Here is a 20,630-nt window from a genome sequence, read left to right as displayed (position 1 = left end):
ATATTACAGGGATGGGAGGTTAACCAGATGAAGTATTTGCTGACTACGATGAGGAAGCTTTACCGGAATTCCCGCATCTCAACCAAGCTGTTTCTGGCCTTCAGCCTCATGATTGCCATACCTGCGATCGTGGTCTCCTTTTTATTCATCCGTACGCAGGAAAGCCAGCTCTACAAGGAAGCTATGGCGGAGGGCAGCAATCATGTCGCACGCCTGAATGAACGGCTGCGCAGCCGGATGGATATTCTTGAGAACGCTTCCTCCACCGCTCTGACCCAGAAGGCATTTGTGGATTTCATTCATACCAATATGCGCGGGGACGGCCTGCGGCTCGTGAAATTCAAGCAAAACCAGTATGAGCAGATGCATAATATCATTCAAAGCCATGAGCTGATAAGTGAGCTAAGCTTCTATGTCGATAACCCGGATGTATACGAAATCTGGCCTGAAATCTATCATTACAGCAAGTTTTGGCCGCAGGATTACTGGATGACGCTCCGGGATGAAGGCGGGGCCGCCTTCCGCTTATCCGCCTTTAAGGATGGCGAGGATACATTATCCTACTACAGGCTGGTGCGGCCTCAGGGCCAGCAGCAGAAGCTCCCCACCATTATGGAAATCCGCGCCAGGCACAGTGTTTTTTTCAGCGATCTGCTTGAAGACACGGGTGGTGATTTCTTCAGTGTTGTAATGGACGGAACAAGTGCTTTCCGGAATGTATACAATCCGGGGCATGAATTCCCGCAGAATGCCGGGGAGAAGCTGGACGGAATCCTTAGCCGGGTTCATGAACAGCTGGATGTGCTGCAGCAGAATAACCCGGTTAAGATTCATTCCGGGGATCAGACCTACTACGCGATGTATCGCTACATCGCTCCTCTGAACGCCTATGTGGTCGATATCGCCTCCCGTCAGGCGCTGATGCAGGGCCCGCGGAACTGGTACCTGATTGTGATCGCCGTCACCTCCTGTGTGCTGCTGCTTATGCTGCTGCTCGTTTCACAGATGACCCGGCGTATATTCCGGCGGCTGGAGAAGGTGCTCGTCTCCATGCGCAAGGTACGCAGGGGGCAACTGGATGCGAAGATTGAAACAGGACTCCGGCATAACGAAACCGGTGACGAAATCGACTACGTAGCCGTCAGCTACAATAATATGCTGGACGAAATCCGGCATCTGATGACACAGGTGGTGGATAAACAGCTTATCGCCAAGAACGCACAGCTCCACTCCCTGCACTCACAGATTAATTCCCATTTCCTGTACAACGCCCTGGAGTCGATCCGGATGCATGCGGAGGTCCAGCAGCAGCCAGCTATTGCTGGTGCACTGGTCTCTTTAGGCTCACTGCTGCGTTATAGCATGCAGTGGCGCAGCGATACGGTTGCCCTTAGTGAAGAGCTTGCCAACATCCACAGCTATATCCGGTTCATCAACTTCATGGAAGGCGGAAGCATTGAATTGTCGGCCGCTCTTCCCCCGGAGGTGCAGCACTATACGATTCCCAAAATGTGCATGCAGCCTATCGTCGAGAATGCCGTGCATCACGCAGCCCCTGCAGGCGGCAGTGTACATATCCAAATTACTGTTAGGGTAGAGAATGACAGCCTGCTGCTGATCGAGGTCCGCGATGACGGCGCAGGCATTGATCCGCAGATGCTGGAGAAGCTGCAGTCTGTGCTGCGGGGCGACTCGGATACGCCGATTATTACCAGCAAGAACGGGCTGGGTCTGGAGAATGTGCATAAGCGCCTGCAGCTGCATTACGGCAAGGGCTGCGGACTTTGGATTGACAGCGTGCAGAGCGCCTATACCTGCGTAACCATACGGCTCCCTTGGGAAAATGTGAATCTTGGAGGATGGTAGCATGATCAATATTCTGGTTGTGGATGATCAAAAGCAGATCCGTGACGGCCTGCAGGCCATGCTGCGCCAATTCCCTCTGCAGCTTGACCATATATACAGCGCTGTAAGCGGGATTGAGGCACTGGAGCTATTGCGTCAGCACAGCATCCAGCTGGTGATTACCGATATCCGGATGCCTGATATGGATGGTCTGGAGCTGATGGCTCAGACCAAAGAGGAACGTATTAAGGTTGATTATCTGATTATTAGCGGCTACAGCGATTTCGCCTATGCCCAGAAGGCCATTGAGCTTGGGGCTAAGGGTTATCTGCTCAAACCTGTGAAACGGGAGGATTTGCAGTCCTCGGTGGAGCATGTCTGGCAGGAAATTCAGACGCGAATGTCGCTCTCGCGTAATCTTGAGCAATTGTCCCGCCGCGCCATGGAGACCGACCGTAAGGAGCTGCGCATGTATATGCAAGGCGCGGCGGGTGATGAAACGTGGATTGACGCGACTGAGCAGCAGAGCGCAGAGCTATGGAGCAGCTACCGGCTCTGCCTGCTGCGCGAGGAGCTGTGGATTAACCAGCCGGGTGCCAGCAGCAGCCATAGCATTGAATCTATTGCTTACCGCGTATATGGCAGACACGGCTGTATCTGTCTTCAGCACCGCCCCCACCTGATCCTGGCGGTTGATGCAGCCGTAGATCCGGGGATCTTCCCTGCTGCACTCCAAACCGAGCAGATGGAGGCCATTACTGCAATGACCAGCCCGCAGCATGGATTAAGGGAGCTTCCGGGCAGCTATACGCTGGTATTGGAGCTGTACCGCCACAGCTTCCTGTTTCCGGATAAGCGCTGTCTCCTGCCTGCGCATATAGAGCGGCTGGAGCAGCAGTGGGAGCTCCCCTATGAGGAGCTGTATGCCCTGTTCCAGTTAACCGGCACCAAGAACAGCGGCAGAATCACCCAAGGGATCTCCAGCCTATTCCACAAGGATGTGCTGCAGCGGTATCACATTCGATATACACAGCAGCTATGCCGGGCCGTAGTCCAGATGATGGAGGAATATGAGCGTGTAATCCGCCCGTACATGGGAGAAGAAGCGCTGGACTTAGACTCTCTGCGCAACCTGTTCGACTATCCGGGCATCCGCGATTATATTCAGGCGCTGCAGCAGCAGCTGCTCCGGCTGAACCAATTTTATTATGAATACAAGTGCAGCTACCGCAACTCTCAGGACTTGAACGAAGCCATCCGTTTCATCCACGAGAATTACCACAAGCCGCTGGATCTCGCGATGGTGTCCAACCATGTGTCGCTGAATTACGCTTATTTCTCCAACCAGTTCAAGAAGAATATCGGCAAAGGCTTCGCTGAATACCTGCGTGATGTGCGTCTGGATAAAGCCCGGCGTCTGCTTGCAGAAACTGACCATAAGATCGTCGAGATTGCCTCAATGGTCGGATATGAAAGCTACAAAAGCTTCACACGGGCCTTCCGGGATGTGATGCATATGCAGCCCACGGAATACCGGCAGCTGATCCGCCGCAGGCATGGCAAGGAGGGCGATTACCGGGACAGCGGGCTGCAAATCGAGCAAGACTTCACTAAATAAGTCCACCAATACAGTGTCAGATTTAGACCATCGACAACCACGCTGGCAAAATACTTGCAGAGGGTTTGCCGTGCCACGATTATCGTTATGGTACATGAGCATAGACGGTAGGCGGTAGGCGGCTTAATTGTACTTCGTACAACTAAAATGTCTGATTTGCTACCAGTTATCCGTTTAGCTGTATTTTGTACAATTAAAACCTCCACTTGTCTTGGTTCTCACCTATCCGGGCAGATTTAGTTGTATAGACTACAGTTATAAGAGTCACGCATTCCTTTTCACTGTTTTTAATTGCACGTTATACAGCTATCACTGAATATTCACTTAGAACAGAACTCCATCAATTGCTGCAATGTTGAATACACTCACTTCTTAGGTTCTGAACTGTAGGCGCAATAGCGTCTGCCTATAAAGCAAAAGCCAAAAAATTGGGTCATAACAAAAAGGATTGTCCCTTTAAGCGCGATATTAGATTCGATAGAATAAAGATGTTCTCTCATATGTAAGCGGTTACCTTCACTACCATTTAATTAAAGGAGGGCAAGTATGAAGCGACTTCACCTTAGGGATATCGGATTTAAACAGAAGGTATTATGTTTGTTCCTGAGCTTAGTGATGCTGGCCGGTATCGGCCTGCTGCCTGCTTCGAGAATTCAGACGGCGGAAGCAGCAGGTATCACTGTTAGCTCCATGACCTATTTTTCAGCAGCAGACGGTCCAGTTATCTCCAAATCAGGGGTTGGACAAGCGAGCTTTGGCTTCGTCATGCCAGTGTTCAACGGAGGCTCTGCCACCTGGAATGATGTGTCGGATGATGTAGGCGTCAAAGTCAAAGTAAACGGCAACTGGGTAGACATCGACAGCGCAGGCGGCTATGTCTACAACCAGAACTGGGGGCACTGGAGCGACGGCGGGATGAACGGCTACTGGTTCACGCTCTCCGCTACAACCGAAATTCAGCTCTATTCCAAGGCTAATAGCGCGGTCACTCTTAATTACACACTGGCCTTTCAGAACCTGAACACAACAACCATCTCGGCTATGGCGCCTACACAAGGGCCGCAGATTACAGCAGGCTTTACAGGCAGCGCAGGCTTTACCTACCCTACCTTCAATAATGATCCGGCCTTAACTTATGAATCCGTGGCGGATGATCTGAAAGTATACGTGAAGCCTGTTAACAGCAGCACCTGGATTGATATCGATAATAACGCAGCCAGCGGCTGGATCTATGACAGCAACTTTGGCCAGTTCACCGATGGCGGCGGAGGCTATTGGTTCACCGTTACGGAATCCATCAATGTCAAGCTGGCATCCAAGACCTCTTCGGCCAGTCTCATCTATACGATTACCTTCAATCAGCCGGTCCGGAATTCATATGTCCTATCGGCATATGACGGTACGGCTTACACAGCGGATAACAACGGCTCCATCGGCTTCCCTCTCCCAAAAATAGACGGAGGCGCACCAGTTGGCAGCGAGCTTGGCAAATTCGTCTATCAGATCAAAGCGGGCGGCCAGTGGGTGGATCTCAGCGATTCCAGCCAGAGCGGATTCGTCTATGCCGGCAATGGCTATAATAATATGTCCGCTGCCAACCAGTGGGGCTACTGGGCCGATTACATCTATGGCCTGTGGTTCCAGCCGATCCAGGTGAATATGGAAATCCGCATCGGGTATCCGCTGAACGGGCAGCAAGGCGGAAATGTCGGCAGCAATTATGTCTATTACACCTTCACCGGTAATCCCAATGCCCCGCGTCCCGATGAAAGCGACCAGGAAGATATTACGCTGGGAACACCAACAGACCCGGCTGTGGCCGGGATGAACCTCCTCTGGCAGGATGAGTTCAGCGGGACAGCGCTCGACACCGGCAAGTGGAATTATGAACAGGGGTACTATATCACTAATGACCCCAACAGCTGGGGTTGGGGCAATGCGGAGCTGCAGCATTATACCAACAGTACCCAGAATGTATTTGTCCAGAATGGACAGCTGAATATCAAGGCCATTAATGAACCAAAGTCCTTCCCGCAGGACCCGAGCCGGTATGCGCAATATTCCTCCGGCAAAATCAACACCAAGGACCATCTGTCCTTCCAGTACGGCCGGGTGGACATCCGCGCCAAGCTGCCTACAGGCAATGGCATCTGGCCTGCACTGTGGATGCTGCCGGAAGATGCCGCTTACGGGGCATGGGCCGCATCCGGTGAAATCGATATTATGGAAGCCAAGGGACGGCTTCCCGGCACGACCAGCGCCGTACATTTCGGCGGACAATGGCCTGTGAACCGGTATATCGCCGGTGAGTATCACTTCCCTTCGGGGCAGACCTTCGCGAACGATTATCACGTCTATTCCATGGTCTGGGAAGAAGACAATGTGAAATGGTATGTGGACGGCAAATTCTTCTTCAAGGTCAACAGAGAGCAATGGTATTCCGTAGCAGCACCGAACAATCCGAATGCCCCCTTCGACCAGCCCTTCTATCTGATTATGAATCTGGCGGTCGGCGGACATTTTGACGGCGGGCTCTCCCCCGCTCCGTCTGACATCCCGGCAACGATGCAGGTAGATTATGTACGGGTCTACAAGGAAGGCAGCGGCGGCGGGAATCCCGGCAACCCGGGCAACGTTCCGGTTAGCGGTGTCTCCGTAACTCCTTCCACCGCCCAGGTGCAGGCCGGACAGAGCGTCCAGTTAACTGCCAATGTGGCGCCGTCTGGTGCAACTAATAAACAGGTTGTCTGGAGCGTATCGAACAGCAGTACTGCCTCCGTGAACCAGAATGGTCTCGTAACCGGTCTTGCCCCGGGTACAGCAACCGTTACGGCCACAACGGCAGATGGCAACAAAACAGCCACCAGCACGATTACCGTGGTGCCCCAGCCTGCAACTGTAATTGTGATCGGCGATCAGGTGCGCGGCCTGAAGAAAACAGGCAATAACCTGCTGTTCTATGTGAACGAGGCAACCTTCGCCGACCTGCATTACAAAATCAACAACGGCGGACAGCAGAACGTGGCCATGACCTCAACGGGCAACGGCAACTACACCTACGCGGTAAATAACCTTCAGCAGGGTGATACCGTGGAATACTTCTTCACCTACAATCCGGGTCAGGGGGCGCTGGATTCCCCATGGCAGACTTATGTGCATGGGGTGACCCAAGGAACCCCGGAGTAGGAAGAGCATCCTGGCACAGATAAGCGGCTGAACGTATGGCCGCTTCATATGACCGCTAATACAGGGGATGGGGAAGTCTTAGGACTTTCCCATCCCCTGTTCTATTTCACTCAAGGGCCGGTAATGCAGCCCAAATAAATTTTGCGGAAACAAAATGTGACCAAATGCCGTCCTTAAGGGTGTTATAGGTAAAGGAGGGCATAACCTCATGCAGCAACCCATGACCCGGCCGGGCAATCATGTGATACAAAGTTACGAGGTCTACTCAGATATGCTGTTCCGGATTGCCCTGATCCATCTGGGCAGCCGCCAGGATGCCGAAGAAGCCACGCAGGACACCTTCATCAAGCTGATGGAGAAAGCTCCCGCATTTAAGGATGACGAACATCAGAAGGCATGGCTGATCCGGGTAATCACCAATCATTGTAAAAATCTGCTGGGCAGAGGCTGGCGCAAGCGCGAAGTCAAGCTGGAGGGTATTGAGCCGGTTGCGGCCGACACCCCCGAGGATATGGCGATCCTGCAGCTTGTGCTGGCGATGCCGGTAAAGTATAAAACGGTGATCCATCTGTATTATTACGAGGATTACCCCATCCAGGAAATCAGCAGGATTCTGCAAATCAGCGAGTCTGCCGTGAAGATGAGACTTCAGCGGGGACGTCAGCTGTTAAAACTGGAGCTGGAAGGAGCGGACCCGAGTGAAGGAAGAAGATTTTCGCACAAACTATAAGAAAGCGGTGAATTCAATGAAATCCAGTGAAACCATGAAACAAGGATTAACCGATAAAATGGAGCAGAAACGCCGTCCGCGTAAAATGGTCTATGTGGCAGCAAGCGTACTGCTCGCCGCCGGAATCGGCTTAGCCGGACCAAGCATTATGCAGCAGCTGAATGGAACGGCCTCCCCGGGTCAAGTGGCTCAGGTAGACCCGGGCACACCTGCTGCGGGTACTTCCGCCAGCATCGTCATTCCCAAGATAGAGATGCCGGATAAAAGCTCCGGTGTTTCAGCAGATATGATCGCCCTTGTCGTATATAAGGGCAACATCTATACTCAAGCGGCGACCCGTATCGATGCGGCTGATGCTGCAGCACTGCGCGGCGAGAAGCTGGGCCGGACGTCCGGCGGCATTGATGAATGGAGCGGCAAGGATGACTATATCGAGCTGGCCTCCAATATTGGCGAAGCGGATATCTATGCCGTAAAGGGATACGATTCCGGATTCCTGCTGATGTCCTATACGGAGATTGACGGCCAGGTATATGCGGAGCTGTATGAACACACGAATGGTATTACTGTAAGCAGCGGCGCTGATTTGTTCGGCAAGCTGAATCTGGAAGGCCGCATTGCCTCCGCCCAGTGGGAGAGCTTCAGCAGCTGGAATAATGGCCAGCAGCAGTATCTGCCGCTGCCGGAGGGTGTCGCGCTGGATGGCTTCCTGAGCGCACTTAATGCCGCCAAACCACTGGCAGCAGAGCCGCTGACGGAGCAAGGCATCTATGACAGCGAAGACCGCAAGATCATCTACCTTCAGCTGGATGACAAGGCCCGGGTGGAGCTGACCCTGTTCGGCCAGGGACTGGTACGCTACGGCAATGCTCCGGTATTCTTCGAGGTCGAATCCGGCGCTTTCCAGGCGCTGTGGAACAGCATGAATCCTTAAGCTGCTGCTTACGGGCATCAGCCCACTTCCACCAGAATCAGGTGCACTTTTACCCCTGCATTACCTCTTCAGCGGCAAACAAGTGGATAAAGGTATCTTAATTAGCCCAGTTCCGCGGGATATACGGAAGCAAGTGGAAAAACAGCATCTAATCTAGTTAGTTTTCGCTACTGTGGATAAAATGGGCAGCTTTAAGTGTTGTTTTTACAACTGTTGGTTTAGATGCTGCCATTCGTTCATCAGCAAGTGGAGGAAATCCAACTAATTCCGCTTCCCCTCCCCTCTGAGCTTATCCAGTTCACTCCATTCACCTTATCGGGTGCAAAAACTTTTAAAGCCAACGGCAATTTGTCCGTTGGCTCCTTTCTATCTTCCCGTTGCATTATAAACCGGACAGATGAACTCCTGGGATTCTCCAGTTTCACGTTCATACACCCGTCCCCTTCTTCTCCTCACCAACGCTCTCATGCCATTTTAACCCGATGTATTCCTTGATCTGCTCCGCCAGCAGGGCTGGCGGCGTAGAAGTCGAGTCAAACGTAGGCATCGGCGGATCATAATCTGTATCCGCATGCTCAAGCAGCCACCGGGCGAACTCTTCATGCCGCTTCAGCATACCGTCATTCCACATCGCTGCATCTTCACGGGTACGCAGGCGGCTGTTCCGGGTAGAATCATCACAGTGCAGATTAATAAAGTGCAGTTCACTAAATGTACTGTAGACATCACATTTCCTGGCATCCCAGGGCATGAACGTTCCACATATAATGGTCCCTCTTCCCGACATGGCGACCGCATGGGCACAGTGCAGCAGCACGTTATACCGGTCCTGATATTCCAGCTTCCCAGCCGTTGTCCCGAAATTATCGTTATCCGTGCTGAACAGCACAAATTCAGGCATCCGCCCTCTCAGTTCGTGCATAACCGTAGTCTTTCCCACGCCGCTGGCTCCAGTGATAATGAATAATGGCAATTTCGCTTTCATAATCCCGCTCCCTTTAGGTATTCCGAAACAGCTTAATCATACCGGTGTTTGAGGACCGTTCATATGCGGGAATGATTTAAGGTATTCCCGCCATAAACAATCCTGCACATAATACAACATTTCCCTCGAGATCCCGGCTTAAATCCAAAATTGTTGTACAAAAGGCAGGATTTCTCCTCCTGCAAGCGGTTTAAAGGAATAAATCTTGTATTTCATACAACAATCTGTCCAAACACCTAGGTTTCTGGCTAGCCAAGTTGCATTACGTACAACATTTAAGCCACATTGTCTGAAGAATCTCAGGTCTCCCAGCAACCAATGAGGCGCGGAAACACATATAATAAAAAACCAGCTGCAGCGCAGCCGGTCGGTTACTGTTCATATTTTCTCTAGGATATGGCATTCAGAGCGTTCTTCATTTACCGCTAAGTGCACGTATCTTATTTCGCATGGACTCCTGATGGCTGGCAAACTGCTTATGTCGATGTCCGTTGGCGCCGGAAGGATGAGGGAATCCCCATAGACAGTCTCGTGCATCCAGCATCCCGTCCGCTACCAGCCGCTGAAGCACCTGCTCTACATTTTTGCCCAGAGGTATGATTAACGGCTGATTCATGAGACTGAGTTCATCTTGCAATGAGCGTAAGACAGTCTGGTTCAGAAAAGGGTTGGTCAGCAGAGGGGGATGGGTTCCGTTATAATTATTCCCCGCCACAAAAACCGGAAACCGCAGCAGAGAAGTGGTGTGCAGCAGCTCATGCTGATCCCGAAACAAATCCCCACAAGATCCGGCTCCCAGATATCGGTGCAGTTCAAGCGCGTCCAGCATGTCAATTAGATGGGTTCTCATGGTTCCGGCAAAGCCGGCCGCTTCCTTCGCCAGCCTGCACACTGCCTCATCGGAGAGTCCGGCCTTAAGGCCGGCTTTGGCTGCTTGCAGCGCTATTCTCATTTGTGTCCATCCGGGCGTAATTCCGATAATCACTACTTTGGCAGCAGGATTGACATACTCGTTGTGCGGAGCATAATACATTTCAAGCAGGCCGCTGCGCTTCATGAGCAAGTCACTGGCCAGCAATTCCGCTTTGGACAGCATTTTATCTTCCTGGAGCTCAAGAATCGTCTGTTTATACTTGTTCAAATGACTGGAAATAAGCATGCATCCACTCCTTTCAAGAAATCTCAGGGTATAACCTGCGCTTATCACTCCGCCAGTTCATACAATGCCGGGTCTTCCTCCCGGATGAAAGGCGTCCATTCCCCCGTCGTGTACAGCTGAAGCACATGCATCGCCCGTGTACATGCGGTATAAAAAAGCTTCCGCTCGTTCTCCCTCCGGTACGTCTGCGGGGAAGCATCATAGATCAGCACAGCGTCGAACTCCACGCCTTTGGCCAGATAAGCAGGAATCACCTGTACCCCTTTCTCAAAAGTAGGCGTGTTCTTCGTGATTAGCCGCAGCTCGGCGGCGCCTCCGGCGGTCAACTTCTTATAAGCTTCTATACTCTCAGCCGCAGTCTTCGTAATCACGGCAATTGAAGTGTACCCTTCCGCCTGAAGCGTGGCAAGATCTTTCACTATGCGTTCCGCCTTCATCTCATGGCTCTCCAGCTTAGTTAGAACAGGCTTTCTGCCTCTCCGCTCAAAAGGGACTATCGCCTCACCGCCGGGCAACAGCGGCTTCGTGAACTCCACGATCTCATAAGTTGACCGGTAGCTCCGGACCAGCTGATACTGCGTAGTCTCCGCCTCTCCATACAGCTGAACCAGCGGTGAACCCGCACCTGACAGATTCGTCGCCTGGGTAAAGATCGCCTGGCCGAAATCACCAAGAACCGTCATACGGGCGCGGGGAAACAGCTTTTTGAGAAACTCATACTGGAACATGGAGTAGTCCTGGCCCTCATCAACGAAAATATGCCGCACCTGCGTGTTCGTCCGGACGCCTTCGATCAGCTCTTTTAAATACAGATAGGGTGTCGCATCTTCATAAAAGAGTTCCTGCCCGCTCAGCTTCTCCTTCGTCTGCGCACAGATCTCCAGCCAAAGCTCCGGCACCTCCGCTTCACCTGTCATTTCCCTGTAGGCCCGTTCATCAGTGAACAGCTGGCGGTATAACCCGCTCATGTCGATAAATGTGAACCGCTTGATTCCCCGTCTCAGAGGTCTGAACTGCTCCTTCACGATCATCTGGCCCAGCAGCTCTTCCTCACGTTCGGCGTAATCAAAATCACTCTCATCCAGCTCGCGCTTGTGCACCAGCATTTCCTGAAGCCGGAGGTATTTCTCGGCAAAGTCAAACACCCCTTTCTCTCTGTGCAGCATGCCGTATACCTTAGCGTATTGCTCATTATCGAGGTAATTCATCTCCTCCTGTACCCAGGACGCTCCCTGCTCTTCCTTTTGCAGTCTGGCCAGCTCTTCCAGCAGCCATTTCTGCACCAGGGTGACGCGGTTCGGCAGACGAATCGAAGGATCATAGCTATACAGCCTGGTCTTGATCTGCTCTCCTGAGATCAGCACGCGGTCCCGGAAACAGATGTCGTTAAACAGCATGCCCTCTTGCTTGATCCACTGCGAATAGCCCTGAAGTGCCCGGAGGAAGGCTTCCGATGCCTTATATTCAATAGCCTGAAGGCGGGAGCCATAACTCCTGTCCTGCTCCCCGGTCAATACATATTCAATCTGATCAAACGGATCTTCGAGCCGGAATTCCGGACTTAGCCAAGTTTCCAGATATTCCTGAAAGGTCGTCTGCTGCATATTCTCTTCACCCAGTTCGGGAAGAACAGTAGACACATAGCTGTTGAACATCGGGTTAGGGGAGAACAGCACGATCTGATCCGCCGATAGCCGCTCGCGGTGTTTATACAGCAGGTAAGCTACACGCTGCAGCGCTGCTGATGTTTTGCCGCTGCCGGCGGCTCCCTGCACAATGAGCATCTGGCTGTTATCGTTGCGGATGATCGCATTCTGCTCCGCCTGGATGGTTGCCACGATACTTTTCATTTGGGCATCCGCACCCTTGCCGAGCACCTGCTGCAGCAATTCGTCGCCGATCGTTACATTCGCATCGAACAGATGCTGAAGCTGGCCGTTACGGATCTGGTACTGCCGCTTCAGACTCATTGTTCCGCTGATCCGTCCTCCCGGTGTGTCGAAGGCTGCTTTTCCCGGCGGATAGTCATAGTACAGGCTCGCAATTGGAGTGCGCCAGTCATAGACCACAAAGCTCAGTCCGTCTGTATCGACGAAGGAGGAGACCCCGATATAGACCTGTTCTTCAGCACTCTGCCCATCCTCATGAAAATCAATCCGCCCAAAATAAGGGGACGGCAGCAGCCGCTTCATATTCTTCCACTGCTGCAGCTTCCGCGCGTGGCTGCGTTCCCGCTCAGATAAGACGGCATCCTGCTGAGTTATGGTGAAGAAGCTCTCTTCGAAGTCTTCCTGGGTGCTGGTATTCACCGTTACCTCTTCCCAGAATCTTTTGCGGATATCTGTTGCCTGCTCCTTTAGCCGGCCAACCTCCGGCTCCAGGTTTGCGATCCCCAATTTCAGCTTTTCTTTTACCTGCTCCAGCCACTCCTGTTCCTGCTCCCAGCTGCTAATCTTCTCCATCACCCGACCACTCCCTTTTCTTGAATGATATTCCTTATCCTCCCCGCTGCAATAATCCCAAACTGGCGGGTTGACAAACCGGATGTCCATTTGCTATAATTAAAATATAAGTAAGATGCATTACCTCCGTTCTTTTTTTAAAAAAAGTCAACAGTTCTTTAACATTAACATATTACTTCTTTGTATGCAATACTTCCCGATACATAATTAACCCTGGCGCTTGCGCCAGGGTTTTGTTGTTCAGATATAAGAAACTGAGTATAACAGACTTCCTACGGCTGCCTGTTTACCAGCACAGCCTTAAACCGGGCGCTCTATGGTAAAAACCTCACCAATCCCCGCATAATTATTCCCTGCCAGGCGGCTTACCGCCCCTAATTTCACCGGATCAATTCTTCCCTGTTCGTAGATATCCTCATCGATATGAAACTGTACAATCCTGCCGATAATCAGGTCATTATTAGGCAGCTCCAGACAATGCTCAAGTGTACATTCCATCCGCACCTTCGCTTCCTTAACCCCCGGAACAGTAATCTGCAGGCTATCTACAGGCGTCAGTTCGGCTAAAGCAACTTCACTCTGGTCCGGTGGCAGGGGCGCTGCGGTGATATTCACCTGCCCGACATTCTGCTGATCCACAATATGAACGACAAACTCCTTCGTCTGCATAATATTCCGCGCCGTATCCTTGGACTGGCCCGCAGCATGCTGAATCGAAATGGAGATCATCGGAGGATTGGAGGAAACAATGTTGAAATAGCTGAACGGCGCACCATTCAAAATCCCCTCTCCCGACATCGTCGTCACAAAAGCAATCGGCCGCGGGATAATGCTCCCGGTCAGAAGCTTATAATTATCCCGCTCGCTATTCTGCAGTGGATCAATTGAAATCATCTTAGCATCCCCTCTTCTCTGAAAGTCGGTTAATCTACTGCTCTTACGGTAAAAGGCAGCAATACCTGCTCAAGCTGTTCTCTGTGCGGCTCATATTGTGCCGGCAGCATCAGGTGGCTGCCCATCGTTTCCGGCGTTTCATCATGGGCGAAGCCAGGAGGATCAGTAGCGATCTCAAACAGGATCTCCCCATGCTCTCTGAAGTAAATAGCATTGAAGTAATTCCGGTCCTGAACAGGCGTTACTCCATATCCATTATCATGCACATATTCCTGCCATTCAAGCTGATCCTGGTCATCCTTCGCTCTCCAGGCAATATGATGCACGGTGCCGACACCCATTTCGCCGCGCTGTACCGCTGTTACCTTCAGTTCAACCACATTTCCGAGGTCCGCAGTGGAATGGTAACGGGCGATATCGCCTTCTTGTCCTGCGAATGTAAGTCCCATCACCTTCTCCAGCAGCTCAGCAGTCTGCTCCGGATGCGTGGACAGCAGTGTCGCACCACCGAAGCCCTTGATCGCAACCTCCGGAGTTACCCCGCCGAAGGTCCATTCGTTACGCTCTCCAGCCTCCCGTTCCACCAGTTCGAGATGAAGACCGTGGGGATCATCGAATTCCAGATACTGCTCGCCAAACCGCTCCATTTCGGTAAAAGCAACCTTGAACTTCGTCAGTCTTTCTCTCCAGAAAGCCATCGCCCCTACCGGAATCACATATGAAGTAACGCCGACCTGCCCCCCGCCGATTTTACCCTGATATGCATCTGCCCACGGGAAGAAAGTAATAATCGTCCCCGGCTTGCCGCCATTGTTGCCGAAGTAGAAGTGATATGTTCCCGGATCGTCGAAATTGACCGTTTGCTTAACCAGCCGGAGTCCCAGCACACCTGCATAAAAATCCATATTTTCCTGCGGATGGCCGACAATTGCGGTGATATGATGAATGCCCATAGTTTGTTTGTTCATTTAAATTCACTCCTAATTAAATTTGGTTAGCTTAGATTAACATTTTATCTTTACTTTAAGATATTAGGTTAAATATTATCTTTAAGTTAAGATAATTTATATTCTCACTTTACTTTTTATTATTCCGCTTGTCAAGCACTTGTCTATCTCTCTTACTATTTACAATCCTGCACAAAATACAACATTCTCCTCCCAAAAACGTCCATAATCGAAAATTGTTGTACGGAATGCAGTATTCCTCTGCCTCCAAGCCGCTGAAAGAGATAATTCCTGCATTTCATACAACAATCCCCCTCGAATACTTAGGTATTTATGAATCAAAGTTGCAATATATACAGCATTTTATACTTTTACAACGTGAGCCTTAAATAAGCGTTTTTTCATAGAAGCACAAAGTCAGCTTGTCATTGATCTCTTTGGTCTCACCTGTTCTTCTGTAACCCAGTTTCTCATACAAGTAGCAGTTTCTTTCCTCTTGCACGATGGTAGCCAGCCCCCAAGACTTGGCGTCAGCATAGATGCGCTCAATCTGATTGAAAACTTGCTGGGCAATGCCTTGACCTTGATATTCCGGCAAGATAAATATTTGGCCGAGCCAATATTTCTGCTCATCTGTCTTCTTGACTCTGATACTGCCTGCCGCAACACCCGCATTCCGGATGATGTAATAATCCACACAAGCTTGATTGAGCCGCTCCACTACTCTGTCTACAGTCTCATTAGCAGGGTTCGTACCATAATCCTGATATTTCTCGAGCAAGGGCAGGAATGCCCGGGTCTGCATTTCATGAATCGCTGCCGCATCTTCTGCTACCGCTTTACTTAAAGTAACTTCCATCCTATGTACCTCCAGATTTTATACAAAATATACATAATCCAAGTGTTCGCCGACCATCCCTGCAATATGTTGATTCGGCCTTGTCTGATACATGGTGAATCCGATACTCTCATACATCCGCCGGGCAGGAACCAGATCATCATTTGTTGTTACAATAATTTTCCGGACTTCATTTTGGAGGATTCTATTCACTGCTTCTTGCAGCTGCATTTTACTGTAACCTTTACCTTTGTGGGCTGAAGCAATGCAGTTATGGCCGATTTCCGCAACCTCAGGCAGGTTCCTCGGGTCCCAGGAAACGAAGCCGACAGCTTCATCATGCAGCGTTGTGATGAACCCGTATTTATCTGCAATCGGCGGATTGTCAAAGAAAAAGTTATCAAATTCCCGCCATTCAGCAAGGCAGCTTTGCTCATACCGGCAATCAAAGGCATAGGCATCTTTCAATAATTCAAACAATATTCCCCGTTGAAAACTGCTCACCTTCTTAAATTCAATACCCATGCCTCGCCTCCTCGCCAGCTCCTCTTTAATTCACTTCCAAACATTACATTGAATTACATCATTCTACCATGACATATTGCATGTAAGTGATTGGACGCGAACAGACAGAACTTCACTAAGGAAGCCCGCCTGTTTACACTTATTTCGCCTTTACCGGCTCCAGAAGGTTCAGATCATACAGGTTGCCGCTGCCCTCCGGATGATCGTTACGGATATGCTCTTCGAGGCAGAGCCTTCCGCGATCTGAACGGTACTTCTTGCTTTGCGATAATTGATTCATCAGACTTTTCCAGGAACCGCCGATGTCGTCACTGCTACCAAGCATGGCATACAATCCTCCCGGCAGCTGCATTTCCTTGAAAGGCTCTGGAACAACGACGGCCGCTGGAATTGACGCACACATCTTGTAACCATAGGGTTTGCCCGCACTGCTTGGCATGGGCTTCATATTACCACCGAAGAGCCGCGCCGTACCCAGCAGGTTCGCTGACTTCAGCCAGTCCATTAAAGGGCCCATCGCTTTGTCTTCGGGAGCTGCGTCCACAACAATATGAAAAGCCACTCTCATGGGAGGTAAATCGATAATTTTGAATACATACGGTTCCGTTAAACTGCTCATAAATACAGCCTCCGTCTCGGTAAGAATATTATCCAAGTCCAGCTTGCCTTCGTTCTGCCGCTCAAGGTATTCCAGGACCCGGTTTAACTGCCGTTCAACAACCCCTATCACTTCCCTTTGCTTCCTGATAGAATTCAGTTTATTCACTATGACTTTGCTAAGCCCGGCTACTGAATTCGCAATAATCACTGACTTTATTTCTTTGATCGGTATGTCCATCTTCCGCAGCACTGCCGTGATCCGAATATAGATCTGTTCATTTCGCTCTCCTCTCTGAGATCTCATAACTATCGTATCACTTGACGCCGCGGCAATATCAAGAGGTAATCCTGGTGTGCCCGAAAAAAGTCATCTCACCCAGGTCGTTCTCTGCGATCCTGTAGGGATGGTTCTGGTCATAATATCTTTGGACAAATTCTCCCTCACCTACTGGATAGAGCTCAATATGAAAATTGCCGGAGAATCTCGTGAAATATAATTTTCCGTTAATGAATTCAATCTGGATTTTGTCTTCCAGGTACGTTCCGCAATACATGCGAAGGCTACGCTCACTGAGGTGAAGCTCAGTATGCCGAACCGGAGCCTCCACCTCAACATTATGCACAATATCTGAGATTGTATTGCCCAGCCGGTACTGATTGATAGCTTCGTTGTTCGATAGAATAATAATACAAATGTCTTCAGCAAAAAAATTCTGCATATAGGTGCTGACCCCGAGGTGATCGCCGCCATGGGCATATCTGTCTTGGCCGTACAGATGGTGATGCTCCAGTCCATAGCAGTAGTTGTTATCATTCTCGCTCAAAAACCGGGTATATGCCTCCGGCGTCAGAAGCTTCCGGTCCCGCAGACAGGTATACCATTTATGCAGATCTTCGCAGTTCGAAACAATCCCGCCTGCACCTATGCTGAACTTCTCGTTGTAATATGGACTTTTGACCGTTTCGGCGAAATCCTTTGCATAATTATTGGATCTGTTCGCAATCGTTACAGAGTCGTCATCGACAGTAGTATTAAGCATATTTAAGGGCAGAAAGAGATGCTTTTGAATGAAATCCCCGTACCTCTCTCCAGTAACATGCTCAATAATCCAGGCCAACAAATTATAGTTGGAGTTATTATAATCATATTCTGTACCCGCCGGCTTTGTGGGATTCTTGTTGATATACTGCTGGAAGTACTCCGTCTGTGAGTAATTCATTCTGTTATATCCGCCGAAAAAATCATTCTCAAAATTATAAAAATTATATAAACCGGATGTGTGTGACAATAAATGATGTACGGTAATAGACTCATCAATTCTCAGATCCGCAGGGAGATATAGCTGTGCGGATGCATCAACATCCAACATCTTCCTGTCATGCAGCAGCATAACCGCAAAGGCCGTAAACTGCTTGGACATGGAGGCGAGGGAGAATCGGGAGTGTATATCATTTTTAATTCCAAACTCAATACTCGCATAGCCGCAGGCCTTCTCAAAGAGTACTTCGCCCTTCCGGGTAACTTGAATAACGCCGTAGAAATCCCACAGCTCCAGGTACTTGTTAATATAATTCTCCAGCTTTACACTTATTGACTGCACTGACTCACTCACTCCCTAACCTGTTTAACTACCAATTGACATTCACCCTAAGATGTTGTAAAAATACAGTAATACAATAGTATACAACTTTGCAATGACGAAGAGAGTACGCATAACGAATACTCCAGAGAGCTGATGATTGCTGCGAATCAGTGTAGGGATTATGCCGAAGTGGGCTTCTGAGCATCCAAACCGAACCTTCAGGAAGTAGGCTTTGGCGAAGGTCTCATCGTTACAAGAGACGCGTATTCAGGGCATATAGCGATGTCGCGATACGTTTAAGCGGGTCCGGATCATAATCCGGGCTAATTAAGGTGGTACCACGGGGTTCTCTCGTCCTTTTCAGGATGAGAGGACCCCTTTTTGATTACATAAACGGAGGGATAACATGAGTAAGGAAATTGTATTAACCGGAATTAAGCCTACGGGCAAAGTCCATCTGGGAAACTACATCGGAGCAATCAAGCCTGCCCTGCAACTCGCCGGGGCCGGTGATTGTACTGCACTTTATTTTATCGCTGACTATCATGGATTAACTTTCATTCAGGACAGAGACGAGTTTCGTGATCTGTCTTACGGTATCGCAGCTACATGGCTGGCACTGGGACTGGACCCGGAGCGGGTAGTCTTTTATCGGCAATCTGATGTGCCGGAGATCTTCGAGCTTCACTGGATTCTATCTTGTCTGACGTCCAAAGGTCTAATGAACCGTGCCCATGCGTACAAAGCCATTCATGAACAAAATATTCAATTAGGCGTGGATGCAGATGCAGGAGTCAATATGGGCCTGTTCACTTATCCGGTGCTGATGGCTGCGGACATTCTGCTGTTCCAGTCTGACAAGGTCCCTGTCGGTAAGGACCAGATTCAGCATGTGGAGATCGCCAGAGATATTGCCGAGGGCTTTAACCGGATTTATGGAGATACCTTCAAGCTCCCTGATTATAGGGTCGATGAGAACACATCCGTGATTCCAGGGCTGGACGGGCGGAAGATGAGCAAAAGCTACAATAATACGATTCCGCTGTTCGAAACACCAGAAAACCTGAAGAAGCTGATCAGCAAAATCAAAACGGACTCTACGCCTCCCCAGGAGCCGAAAGACCCGGATACGTCAAATATTTTCTTGCTGTACAAAGAGTTTGCGGCTCCCTCTCAAGTACAGGATTTCAGAGAGCAATATCTAAGCGGCATTAGCTGGGGTGAGGCCAAACAGGAGCTGTTCCAGGTGATTAATGCTGCTCTGGAGGAACCCCGGAAGAAATACAATGAGTTCATGGCAGCGCCAGAACAGATCGACGCGATCTTGAGTGAAGGTGCCCGGAAGGCAAGAGCCCTAGCTGCACCTCTGCTTGCGCAGGTCAAAGCGAAGATCGGGCGTTTTTAAATAAGCTCCCTGGAGCGGAGTTTAACTCAAACGGACGGTATGGTAAAATTATCAAATTCAAACTTTTACAAATAGCCGGTTGGGAGGCAATAGCTATGAACGTACGTAACTCCACGTATAATTTCCAGAATGTCAGTAACGGGGCAGAATCAGAACTGCTGCGCCTGCAGGAACAGGCTTCGATGGGCTGGAACAAAGAGTACCGCACCTTGCAGCAATTCGGATTGGCAGACGGGATGAAGGTTCTGGAGGCCGGTGCAGGTCCGGGATTCGTTACCGCCCAATTGCTGGAGCACTTCCCGCACAGTGAAATCACAGCCCTTGATATCGATGATGCTTTACTTGAAGAGGCCAAGCTCAGGTTAAGCCACGTCCCCGAATCACGGCTTACCTTCGCCCATGCTTCGGTGTATGAGACTGGACTGCCCGGCAATCAATACGATTTTGTTATTGCCCGTTTAATTTTCCTTCATCTATATAACCCGCAGCAGGCAGCAGCAGAGCTTAGACGTGTCCTCAAGCCAGGCGGCAAATTGGTCATTATTGATGTGGACGACGGGGTGTTCGGGGCAATCGAGCCTGAAATCGGGATTATGCCTGCTATTATCCAAAAGCTGGTCCAGCAGCAAGCTTCAAGAGGCGGAAACCGCAATATCGGCCGAAGCCTGCCACGCCTGTTATCCGGCTCCGGCTATACAGACGTAGATATGGATGCCATCCTCCAGCATAGCGATCTGCATGGTATAGAAGGCTTCAAACGTCAATTTGATATTAACCGGTTCACCGGGTTCTATAAGAAAGGGATCATTACGGAATACGAATATGAGGAATTGAACAGAGCCTATGAACAATTCGACCGTTCCCCGGATGCGCATGCGATGATGCTATTTTTTATGGCCTGCGGCACCAAACCTTAATA

At 50.2% G+C, this 20,630-nt stretch carries 16 protein-coding genes and 1 other annotated feature; of the genes, 7 read left to right on the top strand and 9 right to left on the bottom strand.

Features of this window, described 5'->3' with window-relative positions; translation table 11 throughout:
• Positions 1 to 27: 27 nt before the first annotated feature.
• The 5 genes from P40081_RS13400 (at position 28) to P40081_RS13380 (ending at position 8,313) form a co-directional block, all read left to right on the top strand.
• On the top strand, positions 28 to 1,866 hold the full coding sequence (locus P40081_RS13400; protein ID WP_042136062.1) for a sensor histidine kinase: 1,839 nt from the start codon (positions 28 to 30) through the stop codon (positions 1,864 to 1,866).
• Position 1,867: 1 nt separating this feature from the next.
• The gene (locus P40081_RS13395) at positions 1,868 to 3,463 is read left to right on the top strand and encodes a response regulator (RefSeq protein ID WP_042136060.1); all 1,596 of its coding nucleotides are present in this window, start codon (positions 1,868 to 1,870) and stop codon (positions 3,461 to 3,463) included.
• Positions 3,464 to 4,009: 546 nt separating this feature from the next.
• Positions 4,010 to 6,649: a family 16 glycosylhydrolase gene (locus tag P40081_RS13390; RefSeq protein ID WP_042136058.1), complete on the top strand. Its 2,640-nt coding sequence runs from the start codon at positions 4,010 to 4,012 to the stop codon at positions 6,647 to 6,649.
• A 208-nt stretch (positions 6,650 to 6,857) separates the two neighbouring features.
• Complete coding sequence (locus P40081_RS13385; protein WP_042136056.1) at positions 6,858 to 7,379, top strand: RNA polymerase sigma factor; 522 nt, start codon at positions 6,858 to 6,860, stop codon at positions 7,377 to 7,379.
• The gene (locus P40081_RS13380; RefSeq protein ID WP_042136054.1) at positions 7,348 to 8,313 is read left to right on the top strand and encodes a hypothetical protein; all 966 of its coding nucleotides are present in this window, start codon (positions 7,348 to 7,350) and stop codon (positions 8,311 to 8,313) included. Before P40081_RS13385 ends, P40081_RS13380 begins: the two co-directional genes overlap by 32 nt.
• A 427-nt stretch (positions 8,314 to 8,740) precedes the next feature.
• Here P40081_RS13380 and P40081_RS13370 read toward each other — a convergent pair whose 3' ends face one another.
• The 9 genes from P40081_RS13370 to P40081_RS13330 form a co-directional block, all read right to left on the bottom strand.
• Positions 8,741 to 9,298, bottom strand: coding sequence for a P-loop nucleotide/nucleoside kinase family protein (locus tag P40081_RS13370; RefSeq protein ID WP_042136051.1), 558 nt, complete (start codon positions 9,296 to 9,298; stop codon positions 8,741 to 8,743).
• A 415-nt stretch (positions 9,299 to 9,713) separates the two neighbouring features.
• Positions 9,714 to 10,457, bottom strand: coding sequence for a hypothetical protein (locus tag P40081_RS13365; RefSeq protein ID WP_042136050.1), 744 nt, complete (start codon positions 10,455 to 10,457; stop codon positions 9,714 to 9,716).
• A 44-nt stretch (positions 10,458 to 10,501) separates the two neighbouring features.
• A complete protein-coding gene (gene helD / locus P40081_RS13360) occupies positions 10,502 to 12,919 on the bottom strand; it encodes an RNA polymerase recycling motor HelD (RefSeq protein WP_042136048.1) in 2,418 nt (805 codons plus the stop codon).
• Positions 12,920 to 13,219: 300 nt separating this feature from the next.
• Entirely contained in the window at positions 13,220 to 13,813 is a 594-nt protein-coding gene (locus P40081_RS13355; RefSeq protein ID WP_042136046.1) for a flavin reductase family protein, read from the bottom strand.
• A gap of 29 nt (positions 13,814 to 13,842) precedes the next feature.
• On the bottom strand, positions 13,843 to 14,781 hold the full coding sequence (locus P40081_RS13350) for a ring-cleaving dioxygenase (RefSeq protein ID WP_042136044.1): 939 nt from the start codon (positions 14,779 to 14,781) through the stop codon (positions 13,843 to 13,845).
• 364 nt (positions 14,782 to 15,145) lie between these two features.
• Complete coding sequence (locus P40081_RS13345; protein WP_042136042.1) at positions 15,146 to 15,619, bottom strand: GNAT family N-acetyltransferase; 474 nt, start codon at positions 15,617 to 15,619, stop codon at positions 15,146 to 15,148.
• A gap of 18 nt (positions 15,620 to 15,637) precedes the next feature.
• Positions 15,638 to 16,123, bottom strand: a complete 486-nt coding sequence (locus tag P40081_RS13340) for a GNAT family N-acetyltransferase (protein ID WP_042136040.1) — start codon at positions 16,121 to 16,123, stop codon at positions 15,638 to 15,640.
• Positions 16,124 to 16,262: 139 nt separating this feature from the next.
• Positions 16,263 to 17,027, bottom strand: coding sequence for an effector binding domain-containing protein (locus tag P40081_RS13335; RefSeq protein WP_081969939.1), 765 nt, complete (start codon positions 17,025 to 17,027; stop codon positions 16,263 to 16,265).
• Positions 17,028 to 17,058: 31 nt separating this feature from the next.
• The gene (locus tag P40081_RS13330) at positions 17,059 to 18,324 is read right to left on the bottom strand and encodes a serine hydrolase domain-containing protein (RefSeq protein ID WP_042136038.1); all 1,266 of its coding nucleotides are present in this window, start codon (positions 18,322 to 18,324) and stop codon (positions 17,059 to 17,061) included.
• A gap of 85 nt (positions 18,325 to 18,409) precedes the next feature.
• Positions 18,410 to 18,668, top strand: a binding site (T-box leader).
• A 44-nt stretch (positions 18,669 to 18,712) separates the two neighbouring features.
• On the opposite strand from P40081_RS13330, the gene P40081_RS13325 reads away from it, so the two are divergent.
• Positions 18,713 to 19,711, top strand: a complete 999-nt coding sequence (locus P40081_RS13325) for a tryptophan--tRNA ligase (protein WP_042136036.1) — start codon at positions 18,713 to 18,715, stop codon at positions 19,709 to 19,711.
• Between the two features lie 95 nt (positions 19,712 to 19,806).
• Complete coding sequence (locus tag P40081_RS13320) at positions 19,807 to 20,628, top strand: class I SAM-dependent methyltransferase (RefSeq protein WP_042136033.1); 822 nt, start codon at positions 19,807 to 19,809, stop codon at positions 20,626 to 20,628.
• Positions 20,629 to 20,630: the final 2 nt, after the last annotated feature.

This window comes from Paenibacillus sp. FSL P4-0081 (genome assembly GCF_000758565.1).
GTDB classification, from domain to species: domain Bacteria; phylum Bacillota; class Bacilli; order Paenibacillales; family Paenibacillaceae; genus Paenibacillus_AQ; species Paenibacillus_AQ phytohabitans.
The sequence above is the reverse complement of the archived record's forward strand: the minus strand, read 5'-3'. Positions and strand labels throughout refer to the sequence as shown.